Origin of the sequence: Fusobacterium perfoetens ATCC 29250, from assembly GCF_000622245.1 — a bacterium.
Taxonomy (GTDB): domain Bacteria; phylum Fusobacteriota; class Fusobacteriia; order Fusobacteriales; family Fusobacteriaceae; genus Fusobacterium_B; species Fusobacterium_B perfoetens.
Genome location: NZ_JHXW01000005.1, coordinates 100,770 through 119,520, shown reverse-complemented (window position 1 = coordinate 119,520; position 18,751 = coordinate 100,770). Strand labels below are relative to the sequence as shown.

Below are 18,751 nucleotides of genomic sequence, written 5' to 3'. Positions count from 1 at the left end.
AAAATATGTTAGAAAATTTAGGAAATAGATTTCAAAGCATTTTCAAAAAAGTAAGAGGGCAAAGTAAACTTACTGAGAGTAATATAAAAGAAGCTTTAAAAGAAGTTAAAATGTCATTATTAGAAGCTGATGTAAACTATAAAGTTGTAAAAGATTTTATAAATAAAATCCAAGAAAAAGCTATTGGAACTGAAGTTTTAATTGGAGTAAATCCAGGACAACAATTTATAAAAATAGTTAATGATGAATTAGTAGAACTTCTTGGAGGAACAAATTCAAGATTAACTAAAGGAGTAAAAAATCCTACAGTAATAATGTTAGCAGGACTTCAAGGGGCAGGAAAAACTACATTTGCCGCAAAACTAGCTAATAAATTAAAAAAAGATGGAGAAAGACCATATTTAGTAGCTGCTGACGTTTATAGACCAGCTGCTATGAAACAATTAGAAGTATTAGCTAATCAAATAAAAGTTCCAGCTTATATAGATGAAACAAATAGAGATGCAGTTGATATTTGTAGAAGAGCTTGGGCAAATGCAAAAACTCAAGATTATACATATATGATAATAGATACAGCAGGAAGATTACATGTTGATGAAGCTTTAATGGATGAGTTAGCTGATATAAAGAAAACTGTAAGACCTCAAGAAATATTATTAGTAGTAGATGCTATGATAGGACAAGATGCTGTAAATTTAGCTAAAAACTTTAATGATAAGTTAAGTATAGATGGTGTAATTCTTACAAAATTTGATGGAGATACTAGAGGTGGAGCAGCACTTTCAATAAAATCAGTAGTAGGAAAACCAATAAAATTTGTAGGGGTTGGAGAAAAAATTGAAGATTTAGAATTATTCCATCCTGAAAGATTAGCTTCAAGAATTTTAGGAATGGGGGATGTTGTATCATTAGTTGAAAAAGCTCAAGAAAGTATAAATGCTGATGATATGAAATCTTTAGAAGAAAAAATAAAAACTCAAAAATTCGATTTAGAAGATTTCTTAAAACAATTACAAGCTATAAAAAGAATGGGACCATTAGGAAGTATATTAAAAATGATACCAGGAATGGGAGATATTGGAGACTTAGCTCCTGCTGAAAAAGAAATGAAAAAAGTTGAAGCTATAATCCAATCAATGACAAAATTAGAGAGAAAGAAACCAGAAATACTTAAGGCTGAAAGAAAGCTTAGAATTGCAAAAGGAAGTGGAACAGATGTATCTGATGTTAATAAACTTCTAAAACAATTTGAGCAAATGAAGGGAATGATGAAGATATTTAGCTCTGGAAAGATGCCTAATTTTGGAGCTGGATTCCCAAAAATGCCAATGGGTAGAAATGGAAAAAGATTTTTTTAGTAGTAAACAATAAAGTTAATAAATAAAATAAAAATAAATAGAAATTATAAGGAGATGTGATTAAATGTTAAAATTAAGATTAACTAGATTAGGAAGCACAAAAAGACCAGTTTACAGATTAGCTGCAATGGAAAGTTTATCAAAAAGAGATGGTAAAGCAGTAGCTTACTTAGGAAACTACTATCCATTAGAAGATTCTAAAGTAGAATTAAAAGAAGAAGAAATCTTAAACTTCTTAAAAAATGGAGCTCAACCTACAAGAACTGTAAAATCTTTATTAGTTAAAGCTGGAGTTTGGGCAAAATTCGAAGAATTAAAAAAATAATTGAAAAAATTATTTGAACAAGAATAAGGCAGCCTTAAGGTTGCCTTTTTTATTAAAGATAGTGTTCATAAGATGGAAATCTCTATGAAAATATGTTATAATATAAGAGTTTATAAAAGTATATTGTGGAGGAATAGATGAAAAATATTTTTGAAATAATAAGTGAAGAACTTAAAATAGGAATAAAACAAATAGAAAATACAGTAAAACTTTTAGATGAAGGCTCTACAGTACCTTTTATATCTAGATATAGAAAAGAAGTAACTGGAAATCTTGATGAAAATCAAATTGGAGATATTTTAAAGTCTGTAACTTACATTAGAAATCTTGAAAAAAGAAAAGAAGAAGTTATAAATCTTATTGAAGAACAAGGAAAACTTACAGATGAATTAAAGAAAAGTATATTAGAAGCAACAAAATTACAAGAGGTAGAAGACTTATATTTACCTTATAAAAAAAGAAGAAAAACAAAAGCTGATATAGCTATTGAAAAAGGATTAGAACCTTTATCTCAATTTATATATTTAGCAAAAAGTGTAGACAATGTAGAAAAAGAAGCTAAAAAATATATAACTGAAGAAGTTGAAACTTCTGAAGAAGCTATTGAAGGAGCAAAATTAATAGTAGCTCAAAAAATTTCTGAAAATGCTCAATATAGAGAATATTTAAGAAATGTTTATTTAAAAGATAGTATTGTAACTTCAAAAAATACTAAAAAAGCTTCTGAATTAGATGAGAAAAAAGTTTATGGAGATTACTATGAGTATAGTGAAACTATAAAAACAATACTTTCTCATAGAGTTTTAGCTTTAAACAGAGGAGAAAAAGAGGAAATTTTAAATGTTTCTTTAAAAATTGAAGATGTTGTAAGAGATAGAATAGAAAAATATATTTTAAAGAAAGAATTTAAAAATTATGAGATAGAAGAATTTCTTTTAGAAATTATAAAGGATTCTTTAGATAGATTAATACTTCCATCAATAGAAAGAGAAGTAAGAAATATTTTAACAGAGAAAAGTGAAGATGAAGCTATAGGAATATTTAAAGAAAATTTAAAAAATCTTCTTTTACAACCACCTTTAAAAGAAAAAAATATTTTAGGATTAGACCCTGGATATAGAACAGGTTGTAAAGTTGCAGTAGTAGATAAAAATGGATTCTATGTAACAAATGATGTATTCCATTTAGTTGAAGGAATGGACAGTCCAAAACAACTTGAAATATCTCGTGAAAAATTATTAAAATATTTAGATAAATATGAGATAGATATAGTTTCAATAGGAAATGGAACTGCTTCAAGGGAGACAGAAAGTTTTGTAGCAAAAACTATAAGAGAAAATAATAAACAAGCAAAATATGTAATAACAAATGAGGCTGGAGCTTCTGTATATTCAGCTTCAAAATTAGCAAATGAGGAGTTTCCAGATTTAGATGTTACAGTAAGAGGAGCTATTTCAATAGCTAGAAGAATACAAGACCCATTAGGAGAGCTTGTAAAAATAGACCCAAAATCAATAGGAGTTGGAATGTATCAACATGATGTTGACCAAAAAAGATTAGCTGAATCTTTAGAAGAAGTAATTGCTTCAGTTGTTAACAGTGTTGGAATAAATGTAAATACAGCTTCTTGGGCATTACTTGAGCATGTATCAGGAATTAAGAAAAACATTGCTAAAAATATTGTAGAATACAGAAAAGAAAATGGAAACTTTAAAAATAGAAAATCTTTATTAAAAGTAAAAGGGCTTGGAAATAAAGCTTATGAACAAATGGCAGGATTTTTAATAATAGAAGATGGAGAAAATATTTTAGACAATACAATTATCCATCCTGAATCATATGGAATAGCAGAAGAAATCTTAACAGTAAATAATATATCTTTAAAAGAATATAGAGAAAATTTAAAAGATAGTAGAGAAAAATTAAAATCATTTAATTTTGAAAAATTTGCTGATGAAAAAGGGTATGGAAAAGAAACTGTAAAAGATATATATGAAGCATTAATAAGAGATAGAAGAGACCCAAGAGATGAACTTGAAAGACCTCTTTTAAAATCTGATATATTAAATATTGAAAATTTACAACCTGGAATGGAGTTAGAAGGAACAGTTAGAAATGTTGTAAAATTTGGAGCTTTTGTAGATATAGGCTTAAAAAATGATGCTCTATTACATATATCAGAAATTTCTGATAAGTTTGTAAAAGACCCAAGTGAAGTATTATCTGTTGGACAAATAGTAAAAGTTAGAGTAAAAGATATTGATAAAGAAAGACAAAGAGTAGGATTAACTAGAAGAACTACTAAGTAAAAAGAGTGAGGTTATCTTGAAAAATTTTAGATTAAGAATAAATAAAGATTCTATAGTTCTTAAAATAATATTTTATACAAACATAGCTATAGTAATTTCATCTATATTTGTAGCTACAATAATAACTTTTATTACATTTAAAGATATGGAAAGTAAGTTATTGAATACTGCAAAGGAAAAAGTATTTATATTAGAAAAAGCTAATATGAATTATATGTATAGTTTTATGGCTGATGTAAATCAAATTTTACTAAAAGAAAATTACTTTCAAAAGATATCAGAAGCTGAAATTAATAAAGATTATAGAAAATTATGTGGAATTTTAAAAAATGAACTTATATGAGAAAGTTTTAAAAAATATTATAAAACAGAGATTGCTTTTTTAAATGAAAATGGAAAAATTTTAGGGTATACAGGAGAAAGAAATATATTTATTGATGAAAGAAAAGTTTCACTTGGGCAAATAAAGGAACTTGCAAAAGATAAAATATATTATATAGCAAATTATAATTCAGAAATATATTTAAGAAGTATTCTATCAATTTCAATAAATAGGGAAAGAAATATAAACGGATATTTAATTGTATCTACTCCATTAGATAGTAATATTTTAGAATATATGAGAGATTATATAGAACTTTCTCCATCAGATAGAATTTTTATTCTTTCAAATGAAGAACATATTTATGGAGATTTTAATTTTGATGTAAAAGAAAAAGGGGTATTTAAAAGAAAAAATAGTAAAATAGTAAAAAATGCTCAATATTTCTTTAAAAATATCGAAATAGATGGAAAATCTTATTATATAACAACAACTGCTTTGAAAAATATAAATGGAGATGAAAATCTAGGATATTTTGGAATTGGAATTTCTCGAGAAAATTTTCTTAAAACTAAAATAATTATTGCTATTTTTATAGGAATCATGGTATTATCTTTTGTGACTATAGCAACTACATGTTTTAGTAAATTATTAAAAGAAATTTTATTACCTCTTAAAGAAATTTCAGATGCTGCAGAAGATATAAGTAATGGAAAATATGATACTGTTATAGATTTTAATGGAAAAGGTGAGATAAAAGTTTTAGAAACTTCTTTAAAAGGAATGTTAAAACGTCTTGAAGAAAATCAAAAAACTTTAAAAATAAGAAATAAAATTTTAAAAGAAAATTTAAATAAAATGAAAGTTATAGAAAAACTTATTTTAGGTATAGAAATTGAAGATGATATAGTTTATACTGTAAAAAAAATAATGAAATCTTTTGTTTCAGAATCAGAATTAGGTTTTGCAAGAGCTATGTTTTTTAGATATAGTCGTGAAAGAGATGCTCTAGTTGGAGAAATGTGTATTTTAAATTCTCATATAACTGAAATAAGAAATGATATATTAAAAGAAAGAAAAAATGGGTTTGATTTTCAGATAAATAAATTAGAAGATGTAATTAAATTAATAAAAATACCTTTTTCAAGTGAAAATTTTATTACTACATCTCTTAAAGAAAGAAAAATTTTATATATGAATGATAAAGGGTATAAACATAATTTAGGAAATGACCTTTTTAATAGTATAGGGCTTAAAAATTTTATAGCAATTCCTATTTATAACATAGATTATTATACTGGAGTAATGTTATTTGATTATTATACCAAAGAAAAACAAATAACAGAAGAAGATGTAGAACTTATTAAAATTCTAATAATGAATGTTGCTACAAAATTAAAGAATAAAGTTGAGGAAAAAGAAAGAATAGACTTTGAGAGAAATAGAACTATAAATAATATAACTGAAAGATTTTTAACAACAAGAGAAGAAGCTTTAAATAGATTAGTTGGATTAGTACAAGAAAATAAAAGTGATAATCTAACTGAATTAGAAGAAGAAATTAAAGAGTTTAAAGAAAAAGTTAAGAATATAAAATATTCTAATAAAATTTTAAAACAATATTCTAATCCTTCAAATAGAAAAAAATTAGAACCTGTAAATATAGAACATTTTATAGTTGAAGTTATAGAAGAATTTAAGAATTTAATCAAAGAAGAAGGAAATGAAGATAAAGTAAATATAGCTTCTTTTATAAGTTATACAGGAGATGTTCTAGGGAATAGAGAAAGATTTAGAAGAGCCTTTATAGAACTTTTAAAAAATGCTTATGATGCTGTTTTAGAAAATGGAAAAACAGATAAAAAAATAACAATAATTGTAATTAGAGATAAACTTGCTAATAAAATAAAAATAGATATAAAAGACAATGGAATAGGAATGAATGAGGAACAATTAAAAGATATATTCCAACCTTTTATGACTTATAAAGGAGACACTCCAGGATTAGGAATTCCTTTAGCAGAAAGAGTAATTAAAGATTGTAAGGGAGTTATAAAAATTTATTCAACTCCAAATCAAGGAACTGAAGTAAAAATAACTTTAAATATATTTAAGGAGGATAATTAAATGGAAGATAAGGATTATGGAAAAACACTGAATCTACCAAAAACTAGTTTTCAAATGAAAGCTAACTTACCAAACAAAGAGCCTTTAATGGTTAAGGATTGGACAAAACAAAAAATATATGAAAAAAGTATAGATGAAACTAAACCAAGTTTTATACTACATGATGGACCTCCATATGCAAATGGAAATATTCATATAGGACATGCTTTAAATAAGGTTTTAAAAGATATAATTTTAAAATATAAAAGATTAAGAGGATATAATGCACCATATATTCCAGGATGGGATACACATGGGTTACCTATTGAATTAAAAGTAAGTGAAGAGCTAGGGGAGAAAATGAAAGAGATGTCTCCTTTAGAAATCAGAGAAAAATGTACAAAATATGCTAAAAAATGGGTTGGAATTCAAAGAGACCAATTTATAAGACTTGGAATTTTAGGAGATTGGGATAATCCTTATTTAACTTTAAATCCAGAATATGAAGCAAAACAATTAGAAGTTTTTGGAGAATTATATAGAAATGGATATATATTCAAAGGTTCTAAACCAATATATTGGTCTCCTGTAACTGAAACAGCTTTAGCTGAAGCTGAAATTGAATATAAAGATATAAAATCTCCTTCAGTTTATGTAAAAATGAAAGCTAATCAAGATGTGTTAGATAAAATTGGAATGACTGAAGAAACTTATATAGTAATTTGGACAACTACTCCTTGGACTTTACCAGCAAACGTAGGGATTTGTTTAAATGCTGAGTTTGAATATGGAGTTTACAAAACAGAAAAAGGAAATCTAATTTTTGCTAAAGTATTAGCTGAAAAAGCAATGCAAGAAATTGGAATTAAAGAATGTGAATTAATAAAAGAATTTAAAGGTCAAGATTTAGAAAGACTAACTTATCAACATCCATTTATTGAAAGAACAGGAACTATTATTTTAGGTGAGCACGTTACAGCTGATGCAGGAACAGGTTGTGTACACACAGCTCCTGGACATGGACAAGATGACTATGTTGTTGGTGTAAGATATGGATTACCAATCCTTTCACCTATTAACTACAAAGGTGTTTTAACAGAAGAAGCTGGAGAATTTGCTGGTTTATTCTATGAAAAAGCTAATAAAGTAATTTGTGAAACTCTATTAGAAAGAGGAATAATGTTAGCTTATAATGAGTTTGTTCACTCATATCCACATGACTGGAGATCAAAAACTCCAATAATCGTTAGAGCTACTGCTCAATGGTTTGTAAAAGCTGAAGGTTCTGACTTAAGAGAAAGAGCATTAAAAGCTTTAGATGGAGTAGAATTTGTACCTGATTGGGGAAGAAATAGAATAGGTTCTATGTTAGAGAAAAGACCTGACTGGTGTATCTCTAGACAAAGAGCTTGGGGAGTACCAATTCCTGTATTCTATGTAGATGAAGAAGTAGTATTCAATCAAGAAATTTTAGAAAGAGTAGTAGAAATTGTTAAAAAAGAAGGTTCAGCAGCTTGGGTAAAATATTCAGCTGAAGAATTAATTGGAGAAGAGTTATTAGCAAAATATAATTTAAAAGGAAAAGAAATTACAAAAGAAACTAACATAATGGACGTTTGGTTTGACTCTGGAGTTTCTCATAGATCAGTTCTTGAAACTAGAGGAACATTATTACACAGACCAGCTGATTTATACTTAGAGGGTTCTGACCAACATAGAGGATGGTTCCAAACATCTTTATTAACATCAATTGGTTCTACATTTGATGCACCATACAAAAAAATATTAACACACGGATTCGTAAATGATGGACAAGGAAGAAAAATGTCTAAATCTTTAGGAAATACAGTTTCTCCAGAAGACGTAATTAAAGTTTATGGAGCAGATATTTTAAGACTTTGGTGTGCTTCTGTTGACTACAGAGATGACGTAAAAATTTCTGACAACATTTTAAAACAAATGGCTGAAGCTTACAGAAGAGTAAGAAATACAGCAAGATATATATTAGGAAATACTTTTGATTTTGACCCAACTAAAGATGCTGTTCCATATGCAGAATTAGAAGAAATTGATAAATGGGCATTACATAAATTAGAAGTATTAAAAAGAGAAGTTACAGAAAGTTATGATAAATATGAGTTCTATAACTTATTCCAAGCAATTCACTATTTCTCTGGAATAGATATGTCAGCTTTCTATTTAGATATTATAAAAGATAGATTATATACTGAAAAACAAGATTCTAAAGCTAGAAGATCAGCCCAAACAGTAATGAACGAAGTTTTAGTTTGTCTTGTAAAAATGATAGCTCCAATCCTTTCATTTACTGCTGAAGAAATTTGGGGAAGACTACCTGAAAAAGATAGAGATGGAGAATCAGTTCATTTAACAAATTGGTTTGAATTTAATGATGAATATCTAAATGAAGAATTAGCAAACAAATGGAATACTGTAATTAAATTAAGAAAAGTTGTAAATAAATACTTAGAAAAAGCAAGACAAGGAGAAAATAGAATAATTGGAAACGCTCTTGATGCTAAAGTAGTATTAAATACAACTGATGCAGAATTAAAAGAATTTATAAATTCAAATAAAGATTTATTAGAAATGGTATTTATAGTTTCTCAATTAGAATACACAGATGAAGCTACAGATGAATTTGTAGCAGATGAAGAAATGGAAATAAAAGTTAAAGTTGCTCATGCTGATGGAGAGAAATGTGAAAGATGTTGGAAATATACAACAGAGTTAGATCACGAAACTTCTCTTTGTCCAAGATGTGCTGCAGTTTTAAAATAGGTAGATACTATGATTTATTATTTAATAGGAATAGTTGGGTTGGTCTTTTTAGACCAACTGACTAAAATTCAAATAGAGAATAATTTTTTTATTGGAGATTCTTTAGCAATAATTCAAGATTTTTTTCATATTACTTATGTTCAAAATAGAGGAATAGCCTTTGGAATTTTTCAAGGAAAAATAAATTTGATAAGTGTATTTACAGTAATAGCTATTATAGGAATTATATATTATTTTATAAAAACTTTTAAAAAATCTAGTTTTTTAGAAAAGTTAGCTTATATGTTAATAATTTCTGGAGCTGTAGGAAATATGATAGATAGAATTTTTAGAGGTTATGTTGTTGATATGATAGACTTCAGGGGAATTTGGTCTTTTGTATTTAATATGGCTGATGTGTATATAAATATAGGAGTGGCTGTAATACTTTTAGATATGTTTATCAAAGCTAAAAAAGATTTAAAAGAAAAAAAGTAAAATTTTAAATTTAAAGTGGAGGAATGAAAATGACATTTCAAGAGATAATAACAACTCTTCAAAGATATTGGGGGTCAAAAGGTTGTGTTTTAGGAAATCCATATGACATAGAAACAGGAGCAGGGACATTTAACCCTAATACTTTCTTAATGGCTTTAGGACCAGAACCTTGGAAAACTGCATATGTAGAACCATCAAGAAGACCAAAAGATGGAAGATATGGAGAAAACCCAAATAGAGTTTATCAACATCATCAATTCCAAGTTATAATGAAACCTTCTCCAGATAATATTCAAGAATTATATTTAGAAAGTTTAAGACTTTTAGGAATAATTCCAGAAGAACATGACATAAGATTTGTTGAAGATGACTGGGAATCACCAACTCTTGGAGCTTGGGGACTTGGTTGGGAAGTATGGTTAGATGGAATGGAAATAACACAATTTACATATTTCCAACAAGTTGGAGGATTAGAACTTGATATAGTTCCAGTAGAGATAACATATGGATTAGAGAGAATAGCTCTTTATATTCAAAATAAATCAAATGTTTATGATTTAGACTGGACAGAAGAAGTTAAATATGGAGATATGAGATACCAATATGAATATGAAAACTCAAAATATTCATTTGAATTAGCAGATTTAGAATCTCATTTTAAATGGTTTGATGAATATGAAGCAGAAGCTAAGAAAATCTTAGATGCAGGACTTGTATTACCAGCATATGACTATGTTTTAAAATGTTCTCATACATTTAACGTTCTAGATTCAAGAGGAGCTATTTCTACTACAGAAAGAATGGCTTATATTTTAAGAGTAAGAGATTTAGCAAAAAGATGTGCTGAAATCTATGTAGAAAATAGAAAGAATTTAGGATATCCATTATTAAAGAAAAAAATCTAGTAAATTAATAATGGAAATATAATTGAGATAAAAAGGAGATAAAAACATGAGGTTATTATTTGAAATAGGAATGGAAGAAAATCCAGCTAGATTCCTAGTTAATGCTTTAAATGACTTAAAAAATAATTTATCAAAAAAATTCAAAGATGAAAGAATAAAATATGAAGATATAAAAACTTTTGGAACTCCTAGAAGATTAGTTATTTTAGTAGAAGGATTAGCAGAAAGACAAGAAGACTTAAATGAATTAAATATGGGACCAGCAAAAAGAGTGGCTTATGGTGAAGATGGTTCTTTATCAAAAGCAGGACTTGGATTTGTAAAATCTCAAGGAGTAGAAGCAAAAGATTTAGAAATAGTTGAAACACCAAAAGGAGAATATATTGCTGTTAGAAAATTCTCTAAAGGGGTTGAAACAAAATCTTTATTATCTGATATTCTAAAAAATCTTGTATTAGAATTAGAATTCCCAAAATCAATGAAATGGGCAGATAGAAAATTTAGATTTGCAAGACCTATTCAATGGTTTTTAGCAATAGTTGATGATGAACTTGTAAAATTTGAAATCGAAGGAATTGAAAGTGGATTAGAATCAAGAGGACATAGATTCTTTGGTGGAAGATTCACAGTGTCAAATGTTGATGAATATTTTACAAAAATAAGAGAAAATAATGTTATCATTGATATAGCAGAGAGAAAACAAATGATAAGAGATATGATAGCTAAAAATTGTACTGGAGAAAACGAAGTAGTTTTAATCCATGAAAATCTATTAGATGAAGTTACAAACTTAGTAGAATATCCTTATCCAATAGTTGGTACATTTAATTCAGATTTCTTAGAAGTACCACAAGAAGTTTTAATTATATCTATGGAAGTTCACCAAAGATATTTCCCAATTTTAGATAAAAATGGAAAATTATTACCAAAATTTGTTGTAATAAGAAATGGTATTGAATATTCTGATAAAGTTAAAGCTGGAAATGAAAAAGTTTTATCAGCAAGACTTGCTGACGCAAGATTCTTCTATCAAGAAGACTTAAAACAACCTTTAGTAGAAAATGTTAAAAAATTAGAAACAGTAGTATTCCAAAAAGATTTAGGAACAATAGCTGCTAAAATCAGAAGAGTATCAAAACTTGCTGATACTTTAATTGATAGATTAGGATATAATGATGTAAGAGAAGATATCCAAAGAACTATCACTTTATGTAAAGCTGACCTTGTAACAAATATGATAAACGAGAAAGAGTTTACAGAACTTCAAGGATTAATGGGAGCTGACTATGCTTTAAAATCTGGAGAAAAAGAAACAGTTTCTTTAGGAATTCAAGAGCATTATTTCCCAAGATTTAAAGGGGATAAACTTCCAACAACTAAAGAGGGAATTGTAGCAGGAATCTGTGATAGAATGGATACTTTAGTTGGATGTTTAGGAGTTGGAGTACAAGTTACAGGTTCTAAAGACCCATTTGCTTTAAGAAGAGCTGCTTTAGGAATTGTAAATGTTATTATAAATTCAAACTTAAATGTATCTTTAGAAGAGTTAGTTGATAAAAGTATAGAAGTTTTAGAAGCTGACGGAGTATTAAAAAGAGATAAAGTAGAACTTAAGAAAGAAGTATTAGAGTTCTTAAAACAAAGAGTAATCAATGTATTTACAGATATGGGATATAGAAGAGATGTAATATTATCAGTAGTAGCAGTAGCTTGGGATAATGTTATTGATACAAAAACAGCTATAGAAGTATTAGAAAGTACAGTTCAAGAAGAAAGTTTCAAAAACTTAGTAGGAATTGTAAAAAGAGTTGGAAATATAGTTAAAGCTCATAAAGATTCTTCTGTTGATGTTAACTTATTCAATGAAGATGCAGAAAAATCATTATATAATTATGTTGAATCATTAGATAAAGAAGTAGATTCTTTACTTTCTTCAAAAAATTATAAAGGATACTTAAATGAAGTATTAAAAGGTGAAGAAGTAGTAAATAATTACTTTAACAATGTAATGATAAATGATAAAGATGAAGCTATAAAAAATAATAGATTATCTCAAATGAAAAAATTAAATGACATTTATGAAAAAATGGCAGATTTAAATCTAATAGAGGGATAGAAAAAGAGCAGTTTTTACTGCTCTTTTATTTTTTATTTGACAAAAGTAGCTAAAAAATATTATAATTAAATGTTAAAAGTAAAATCAATGTAAAAGGAGAAGATGTATGGGAAGATTAGTAGGAACTATTTCAAGAGGACTTCGTGCACCAATTATAAAACAAGGTGATGACATTGCAACTTTTACAGTTGATGCTGTATTAGCTGCTTGTGAAAGTGAAAATATTGCATTAAGAAATAGAGACGTAGTGGCTATAACAGAATCAGTTGTAGGAAGAGCACAAGGAAACTATGCTACAATAGATGATATAGCAGCAGACGTTAAAGCAAAATATGGAGAAAATACAATAGGACTTATATTCCCAATATTAAGTCGTAATAGATTTTCTGTATGTTTAAAAGGGATAGCAAAAGGAGCTAAAAAAATAGTTTTAATGTTTAGTTATCCTTCTGATGAAGTTGGAAACCATTTTATCGATTATGATTTATTAGATGAAAAAGGTGTAAATCCTTGGACAGATGTTTTAACAGAAAAAGAGTTTACTGAAAAATTTGGAAATCCTATCCATGTATTTACAGGAGTAAATTATATAGAATATTATTCAGAATTAATAAGAGAGCAAGGTGCAGAAGTAGAAGTTATTTTTGCTAACAATCCAACAGCTATCTTAAAATATACAGATTATGTGTTAAATTGTGATATTCATACTCGTATGAGAACTAAAAAATTATTAAAAAAAGCTGGAGCTAAATTAGTTTATGGAATGGATGAAATATTAACTGAATCAGTTAATGGAAGTGGATATAATGCTGATTATGGATTATTAGGTTCTAATAAAGCTACTGAAACTTCAGTTAAATTATTCCCTCGTGATTGTAAAGAGTTAGTTGTAAAAATTCAAAAAATGTTAGAAGAAAAAACTGGAAAACATATAGAAGTTATGGTTTATGGAGATGGAGCTTTCAAAGACCCAGTTGGAAAAATTTGGGAACTTGCTGACCCTGTAGTATCTCCTGGATATACAGATGGATTAGAAGGAACTCCAAACGAAATCAAATTAAAATATTTAGCTGATAATGATTTAGCTGGATTAAAAGGTGAAGAGTTACAAAAAGCTGTTGCTGAAGCAATAAAAGGAAAAGATTCTGACCTTAAAGGACAAATGATAACTCAAGGAACTACTCCTAGAAGATTAACAGACTTAATCGGTTCACTATGTGACTTAACTTCTGGAAGTGGAGATAAAGGAACACCAATTATTTTAATTCAAGGATATTTTGACAACTATATAGATGACTAATAAAAAAGGGAGGCTATTGTAAATATACAATAGCCTTTTTTATAAAATTATTTATATTTTTTCATATCCCTCTACATCTAATACCATACCAGATGTAAAAACACTTACAAAATTACAACTTATTTTAATATATTTTAAATTTTTTAAATAAATTGGAATAAACACTTTTATTCCATTAACATCTTCGTTGATATATTCAATCTCTCTTTTTTCCATATCAGAAATATGTTTAATGAATTCACCCTGAATCACATCACGACATCCAGCTCAGCCAAAAGCTAATGTTTCTCTTTTTAAACAAATACCAATGAGATTATTTTTTTTAGCATATTTTAAAACTCTTTCAGTAATTTCTATTTTCACATTTACCTCCTTTATAACTTTTTATATATTATACCATAAAATTTTTCTGAATATTTTTAATTATTGAATTATTTTTTATTCTAATATATAATTATAGTGGGAAAAGAAAAAGGAGAGGAAAATGAAATATAAAGTAGTAGTAAGTGATTTAGATGGAACGCTTTTAAATTCAAAGCACGAGATTTCAGATTATACAAAAGAAACAATAAAAGAAATAATAGAAAAAAAAGGAATAAAATTTATAATAGCAACAGGAAGACATTTTATAGATGCTTCTTGTTTTATGAAACAATTAGGTAGTGAATCTTATTTAATATCATCTAATGGAACTAATGCACACAATGAAAAAGGAGAAATTTTAATTGAACATCTAATGGATGAAAAAATAATTAAAGAATTATTGAATTTAAAAATAGAAGAGGATATTTCAGTAAATATTTATACGAATGATGGTTGGTATGTAGAAAAATATCTTCCTGAATTTGAAGAATATCATAAAGAGTCAGGATTTGCTCCTAATGTAGTAGATTTTAAAACTTTTGATAAAAAAGATGTATTAAAATTTTGTTTTATATCAGATAATGTGAAAAAAATAGAAAAATTAGAAAGAAAGATAAGAGAAAATCCTATATTGAAAGAAGAGGTAACTATTACAGCTTCTTTAGATATATGTTTAGAAATTATGAGAAAAAATGTATCAAAAGGTAAAACTTTAAAAGAAATATTGGATAAAGGAGGATTTAAATTATCTGAAACAATAGCTTTTGGAGATGGACTTAATGATGAAGAAATGTTAAGTGTTGTAGGAAAAGGATTAATTATGGGTAATGGAAGTGAGAAGTTAAAAAAAGCTTTACCTAATAATGAAATAATTTTGACTACAGATGAAGATGGAGAAGCTAAGTATTTAAGAAAAATATTTTTAGAAGAATAGTAAAGTTATATAGAATTAATTGGAGAAATAATTATAATTAGGAGAATATTTATGAGACAAAAAGAAAAAAATACAATATCACAATATAAAATATTTCAGGCTGCTTTAGAGGAGTTTGGAAATTATAGTTATGATAAATCTTCTATAAATAGAATTTGTGAAATTGGAAAAATATCAAAAGGAGTTATGTATCATTATTTCAAAGATAAAGATGAACTTTATCTTTTATGTGTAAAATATTGTTTTGATTTAATGGTAGATTATTATAAGGAAAATTTAAATGAAGATTTAGGTTGGAGAGAGTGTATAAAAACTTTTTTAGAAATAAGATATAAGTTTTTTACTAAATATCCAAATATGCAAAAAATATTTTTTAATACTTTAATAGGAGAGCCTAAACATCTTGCTAATGAAATAGCAAATATAAAAAAAGAATTTGATGAATTTACCTTTAATTTTGCTAGAAAAAATCTTTTAAAAATGAAAATTAGGGAAAATTTAAAAATAGAAGATATTATTACTTTTATCGAATTCACTCAAAATGGACTAAATGAAAGATTACATAAAAAAGTACAGGAAATAGGGGATATAGAAAAAGTATTTGAAGAATATGATGAGAATATAGAAAAATGGTTAGATATATTATTATATGGAATTGTAAAAAATGATTAAAATAAAAATTAAATAGTAAAAATTTTTAAAGACTATTACAAAGTTTGTAATAGTCTTTATTTTTTATTTAATTTTAGACTTTATAGTTTTTAAATAAAAAAATATAATAATATATAAAAAATAAAAAAAAGTATTATAAAATAAGAAAAAATAATTGACAAAAAAACAAAAAAGTAGTATATTAGACTTGCTAAAAATAGACTATATGGTTTACAAAAAAAGGAGGAAAAATGAAAAAGTTTTTATTAATGATATCTTGTATTTTTATAATAGGATGCTCTAATAATCAACCTGAAAAAAATATAAATTTAGAAAAAAATAAACCTAAAATAGAAAATAAAAATACAGAAGTTCCTAAAAATTATATACAAGATATTTCTGTTGCAGAAGCTATATTAACAGCCAGAGAGAGAAATTTAGATTTAGAGATTAAAAGACTAGAAAGTGAAATTTCAACTTTAGATAGAAAAATAGCTTTCAGTAATTTTTTACCCTCAATTAATTTTGGTGGAGGATATACAAAATTAGATGATGATATAAATATTGGGGTAAATACTTATGGACTAGGTAGTCAATTTGGATTACCTGATATTTTAGGAATGAGAGCAGTTGATAAATCTTTCTATACTTATGGAATAAATGCTCAAATTCCTGTATTTGTTCCATCTACTTGGTATTTATATAGTGCTAGAAAAAAAGGAGAAAATATTTCACAGATTGTGGAAGAGTTAGCAGATAAAATGTTGCAATTACAAGTTATGGGGGAATATTATTATATACTTGCTTTAGAATCAGAACAAGAAGCTTTAAAAAATCAATTAAAATCAGCTAAAGAATTTCAGAGAAAAGCAGAAGTTTCATTAAAAGTTGGTAGTGTATTACCTTGGGAATTAGAAAAAGCAAAAACTTTAGTAGCAACAAAAGAGTTTTTATTAAATAAAAATCAAAGAGATTTATATATAGCAAAGATAGCTTTAAAAAGAACTTTAAATATGGATATGTCAATAGATATAAGATTAGAAAATATAGATTCTAATATAAAAAAATTATCTTCTTTAGATGAATGTATATATAAAGCTATAAATCAAAATGAAAAATTAATAATTACTGAAGAACAAAAAAACATAGGAGAAGATATTAAGAAGATAGCCATATCAAATTTTTTACCTAAGATTGTTTTAGGTGGAGGTTATGAAAATAATAGCAATGAAATTTTAATGGATTCAGACTTTTTATATGGGAATGTTTCAGGAATTGTAAGTATATTTAATGGATTTAGAAATATTAATGAATATAAAAAAGCAGTGAGAAATCAAAAAATAGGGGAATTAAAATTAGAAAAAGAGTATATGACAACTATTTTAGAAACTGCAAAAGCTTATAAAAATGTAGAAAATGCTCAAGAAATTTTAAAAATAGCTAATATGAATTTTGATTCTGAAAAAGGAAAATTAAAACAAAAAAAGACAGAAAAAGAAGTAGATTTAATAGATAATGAGGAATATTACAAAGCTTTAGCAGATTATGAAAAAGCTTTTAGTGATAGAGAAAAAGCAAAATATCAATATGAAATGGCAGTTGGAACATTAAAAATAGTTATGGGAGAAAATCCTTTTGAGGAGGAAGTAAAATAATGAAAAATAAGTTTTTATTAATAGGATTTTTATTAATTTTTATAGTAGGGTGCAAAGAGGAAGAAGCTAAAACTTTAATAAGACCTGTAGAAGTATTTAATGTAAAAACTATATCTAATGAAATAGTAAAAGAATATCCTGGAATTGTATCAGCTAAAAGTGAGACATCATTAGCTTTTAAAATAGCTGGTCCACTTGAAAAATTAAATGTAGAAGTTGGAAGTTTTATAAAAAAAGGAGAGATAATAGGAGAACTAGATAAAAGAGATTATAAAATACAGGAAGAAATCTATAAAAATAAAGTTATAATGGCTGAGAATGGGTATAATTCTTCTAAAGCTATTAGTGAAAATGCAAAACAACAATTTACAAGAATAGAAAAACTTTATAAAACAAAAAATTTACCTAAAAAATCTTATGATGAGGCAGTAGCTAAAGTAAAATCAGCAATAGCTGGGGAGAAAGCTTCTTTTGCTCAATATCAAGAAGCACTAAAAGGATTGGAAAATGCTAAAAATCAACTTAAAGATACAGTATTAGTAGCCCCTTATGATGGATATATAAGTAGTAAATTTTGTGATGAAGGGTCTATAGTAGGAGCAGGGCAACCTATTGTAAAAATCTCATCTTTAGATGATAAAAGGATAAAAATAAATATCTCAGAAAATGAAATAAAAGAATTTTCAAAAATATCTAATGGAAAATTTTTATATAATGATATAGAAAAAGATATAGAAATTATTGAAATTGGAAAGGTTAAGGGAGTAATAAATTTAAGTTATCCTGTGGTTTTTAAATTTTTAGAAGAAAATATAGATATTCCTGTAGATTCTCAAGGAATTGTAAAAATAGATTTTGAAAATGAAAAAGCTAGAGGAATGATAATACCTATTGAATCTATTTTTGAAAGAGATAATCAAACAAAAGTATGGATTTATTCAAATGGTGTTGTTAATGAAAAAAATATAAAAATAATCTCTCCTTATTCAAATGGAAAAGTAATAGTAAAAGGATTAAATATAGGAGATAAAGTAGTCTCAAGAGGAGTTCATGAATTAAGCAATAATCAACAAGTAGAACTTTTAGAATCATTTTCAAAAACAAATATAGGAAAAGTTTTATAGGTGATTT

15 protein-coding genes are annotated in these 18,751 nt (G+C 26.4%); 14 read left to right on the top strand and 1 reads right to left on the bottom strand.

The genetic code is table 11. The features are described from left to right. Positions 1-5: 5 nt before the first annotated feature. The 10 genes from ffh (at position 6) to T364_RS0102915 (ending at position 14,017) form a co-directional block, all read left to right on the top strand. On the top strand, positions 6-1,358 hold the full coding sequence (ffh, locus tag T364_RS0102960) for a signal recognition particle protein (RefSeq protein ID WP_027128256.1): 1,353 nt from the start codon (positions 6-8) through the stop codon (positions 1,356-1,358). A 64-nt stretch (positions 1,359-1,422) separates the two neighbouring features. Beyond that, complete coding sequence (rpsP, locus tag T364_RS0102955; RefSeq protein WP_027128255.1) at positions 1,423-1,683, top strand: 30S ribosomal protein S16; 261 nt, start codon at positions 1,423-1,425, stop codon at positions 1,681-1,683. A 137-nt stretch (positions 1,684-1,820) separates the two neighbouring features. Continuing rightward, positions 1,821-3,992, top strand: coding sequence for a Tex family protein (locus T364_RS0102950; RefSeq protein WP_027128254.1), 2,172 nt, complete (start codon positions 1,821-1,823; stop codon positions 3,990-3,992). Positions 3,993-4,008: 16 nt separating this feature from the next. After that, positions 4,009-4,335: a hypothetical protein gene (locus T364_RS0102945; RefSeq protein ID WP_027128253.1), complete on the top strand. Its 327-nt coding sequence runs from the start codon at positions 4,009-4,011 to the stop codon at positions 4,333-4,335. A gap of 276 nt (positions 4,336-4,611) precedes the next feature. Beyond that, positions 4,612-6,441 (top strand): ATP-binding protein, encoded by a 1,830-nt coding sequence (locus T364_RS0102940; protein WP_027128252.1) that lies wholly within the window; start codon positions 4,612-4,614, stop codon positions 6,439-6,441. Next, positions 6,442-9,219 carry an isoleucine--tRNA ligase gene (gene ileS, locus T364_RS0102935; RefSeq protein ID WP_027128251.1) on the top strand — a complete coding sequence of 926 codons (2,778 nt, stop codon included), beginning with the start codon at positions 6,442-6,444 and terminating at the stop codon, positions 9,217-9,219. It abuts the gene before it with no gap. Positions 9,220-9,228: 9 nt separating this feature from the next. Continuing rightward, on the top strand, positions 9,229-9,696 hold the full coding sequence (gene lspA / locus T364_RS0102930; protein ID WP_027128250.1) for a signal peptidase II: 468 nt from the start codon (positions 9,229-9,231) through the stop codon (positions 9,694-9,696). 29 nt (positions 9,697-9,725) lie between these two features. Beyond that, positions 9,726-10,601: a glycine--tRNA ligase subunit alpha gene (gene glyQ / locus T364_RS0102925; protein ID WP_027128249.1), complete on the top strand. Its 876-nt coding sequence runs from the start codon at positions 9,726-9,728 to the stop codon at positions 10,599-10,601. A gap of 46 nt (positions 10,602-10,647) precedes the next feature. After that, the gene (gene glyS / locus T364_RS0102920; RefSeq protein ID WP_027128248.1) at positions 10,648-12,717 is read left to right on the top strand and encodes a glycine--tRNA ligase subunit beta; all 2,070 of its coding nucleotides are present in this window, start codon (positions 10,648-10,650) and stop codon (positions 12,715-12,717) included. A gap of 106 nt (positions 12,718-12,823) precedes the next feature. After that, entirely contained in the window at positions 12,824-14,017 is a 1,194-nt protein-coding gene (locus T364_RS0102915; protein ID WP_027128247.1) for a coenzyme F420-0:L-glutamate ligase, read from the top strand. A gap of 51 nt (positions 14,018-14,068) precedes the next feature. On the opposite strand, the gene T364_RS0102910 is transcribed toward T364_RS0102915, so the two are convergent. After that, positions 14,069-14,233, bottom strand: coding sequence for a hypothetical protein (locus tag T364_RS0102910; RefSeq protein ID WP_158413624.1), 165 nt, complete (start codon positions 14,231-14,233; stop codon positions 14,069-14,071). A gap of 268 nt (positions 14,234-14,501) precedes the next feature. On the opposite strand from T364_RS0102910, the gene T364_RS0102900 reads away from it, so the two are divergent. The 4 genes from T364_RS0102900 to T364_RS0102885 all read left to right on the top strand — a co-directional run bounded on the left by T364_RS0102900 (position 14,502) and on the right by T364_RS0102885 (position 18,744). Beyond that, the gene (locus T364_RS0102900; protein WP_027128245.1) at positions 14,502-15,314 is read left to right on the top strand and encodes a Cof-type HAD-IIB family hydrolase; all 813 of its coding nucleotides are present in this window, start codon (positions 14,502-14,504) and stop codon (positions 15,312-15,314) included. A gap of 51 nt (positions 15,315-15,365) precedes the next feature. Next, complete coding sequence (locus tag T364_RS0102895) at positions 15,366-15,986, top strand: TetR/AcrR family transcriptional regulator (RefSeq protein ID WP_027128244.1); 621 nt, start codon at positions 15,366-15,368, stop codon at positions 15,984-15,986. A gap of 230 nt (positions 15,987-16,216) precedes the next feature. Beyond that, positions 16,217-17,620 (top strand): TolC family protein, encoded by a 1,404-nt coding sequence (locus T364_RS0102890; protein WP_027128243.1) that lies wholly within the window; start codon positions 16,217-16,219, stop codon positions 17,618-17,620. Next, the gene (locus T364_RS0102885; RefSeq protein WP_027128242.1) at positions 17,620-18,744 is read left to right on the top strand and encodes an efflux RND transporter periplasmic adaptor subunit; all 1,125 of its coding nucleotides are present in this window, start codon (positions 17,620-17,622) and stop codon (positions 18,742-18,744) included. The genes T364_RS0102890 and T364_RS0102885 overlap by 1 nt, the downstream gene beginning before the upstream one ends. Positions 18,745-18,751 lie beyond the last annotated feature (7 nt).

Bases quoted from the DNA above. Each gene is read 5' to 3' on its own strand.
- T364_RS0102915 (WP_027128247.1), top strand. From the start codon at position 12,824: ATGGGAAGATTAGTAGGAACTATTTCAAGAGGACTTCGTGCACCAATT.
- rpsP (WP_027128255.1), top strand. From the start codon at position 1,423: ATGTTAAAATTAAGATTAACTAGATTAGGAAGCACAAAAAGACCAGTT.
- ffh (WP_027128256.1), top strand. From the start codon at position 6: ATGTTAGAAAATTTAGGAAATAGATTTCAAAGCATTTTCAAAAAAGTA.
- ileS (WP_027128251.1), top strand. From the start codon at position 6,442: ATGGAAGATAAGGATTATGGAAAAACACTGAATCTACCAAAAACTAGT.
- T364_RS0102950 (WP_027128254.1), top strand. From the start codon at position 1,821: ATGAAAAATATTTTTGAAATAATAAGTGAAGAACTTAAAATAGGAATA.
- T364_RS0102910 (WP_158413624.1), bottom strand. From the start codon at position 14,233: ATGGAAAAAAGAGAGATTGAATATATCAACGAAGATGTTAATGGAATA.
- glyQ (WP_027128249.1), top strand. From the start codon at position 9,726: ATGACATTTCAAGAGATAATAACAACTCTTCAAAGATATTGGGGGTCA.
- T364_RS0102890 (WP_027128243.1), top strand. From the start codon at position 16,217: ATGAAAAAGTTTTTATTAATGATATCTTGTATTTTTATAATAGGATGC.
- T364_RS0102895 (WP_027128244.1), top strand. From the start codon at position 15,366: ATGAGACAAAAAGAAAAAAATACAATATCACAATATAAAATATTTCAG.
- T364_RS0102885 (WP_027128242.1), top strand. From the start codon at position 17,620: ATGAAAAATAAGTTTTTATTAATAGGATTTTTATTAATTTTTATAGTA.
- lspA (WP_027128250.1), top strand. From the start codon at position 9,229: ATGATTTATTATTTAATAGGAATAGTTGGGTTGGTCTTTTTAGACCAA.
- glyS (WP_027128248.1), top strand. From the start codon at position 10,648: ATGAGGTTATTATTTGAAATAGGAATGGAAGAAAATCCAGCTAGATTC.
- T364_RS0102900 (WP_027128245.1), top strand. From the start codon at position 14,502: ATGAAATATAAAGTAGTAGTAAGTGATTTAGATGGAACGCTTTTAAAT.
- T364_RS0102940 (WP_027128252.1), top strand. From the start codon at position 4,612: ATGAGAGATTATATAGAACTTTCTCCATCAGATAGAATTTTTATTCTT.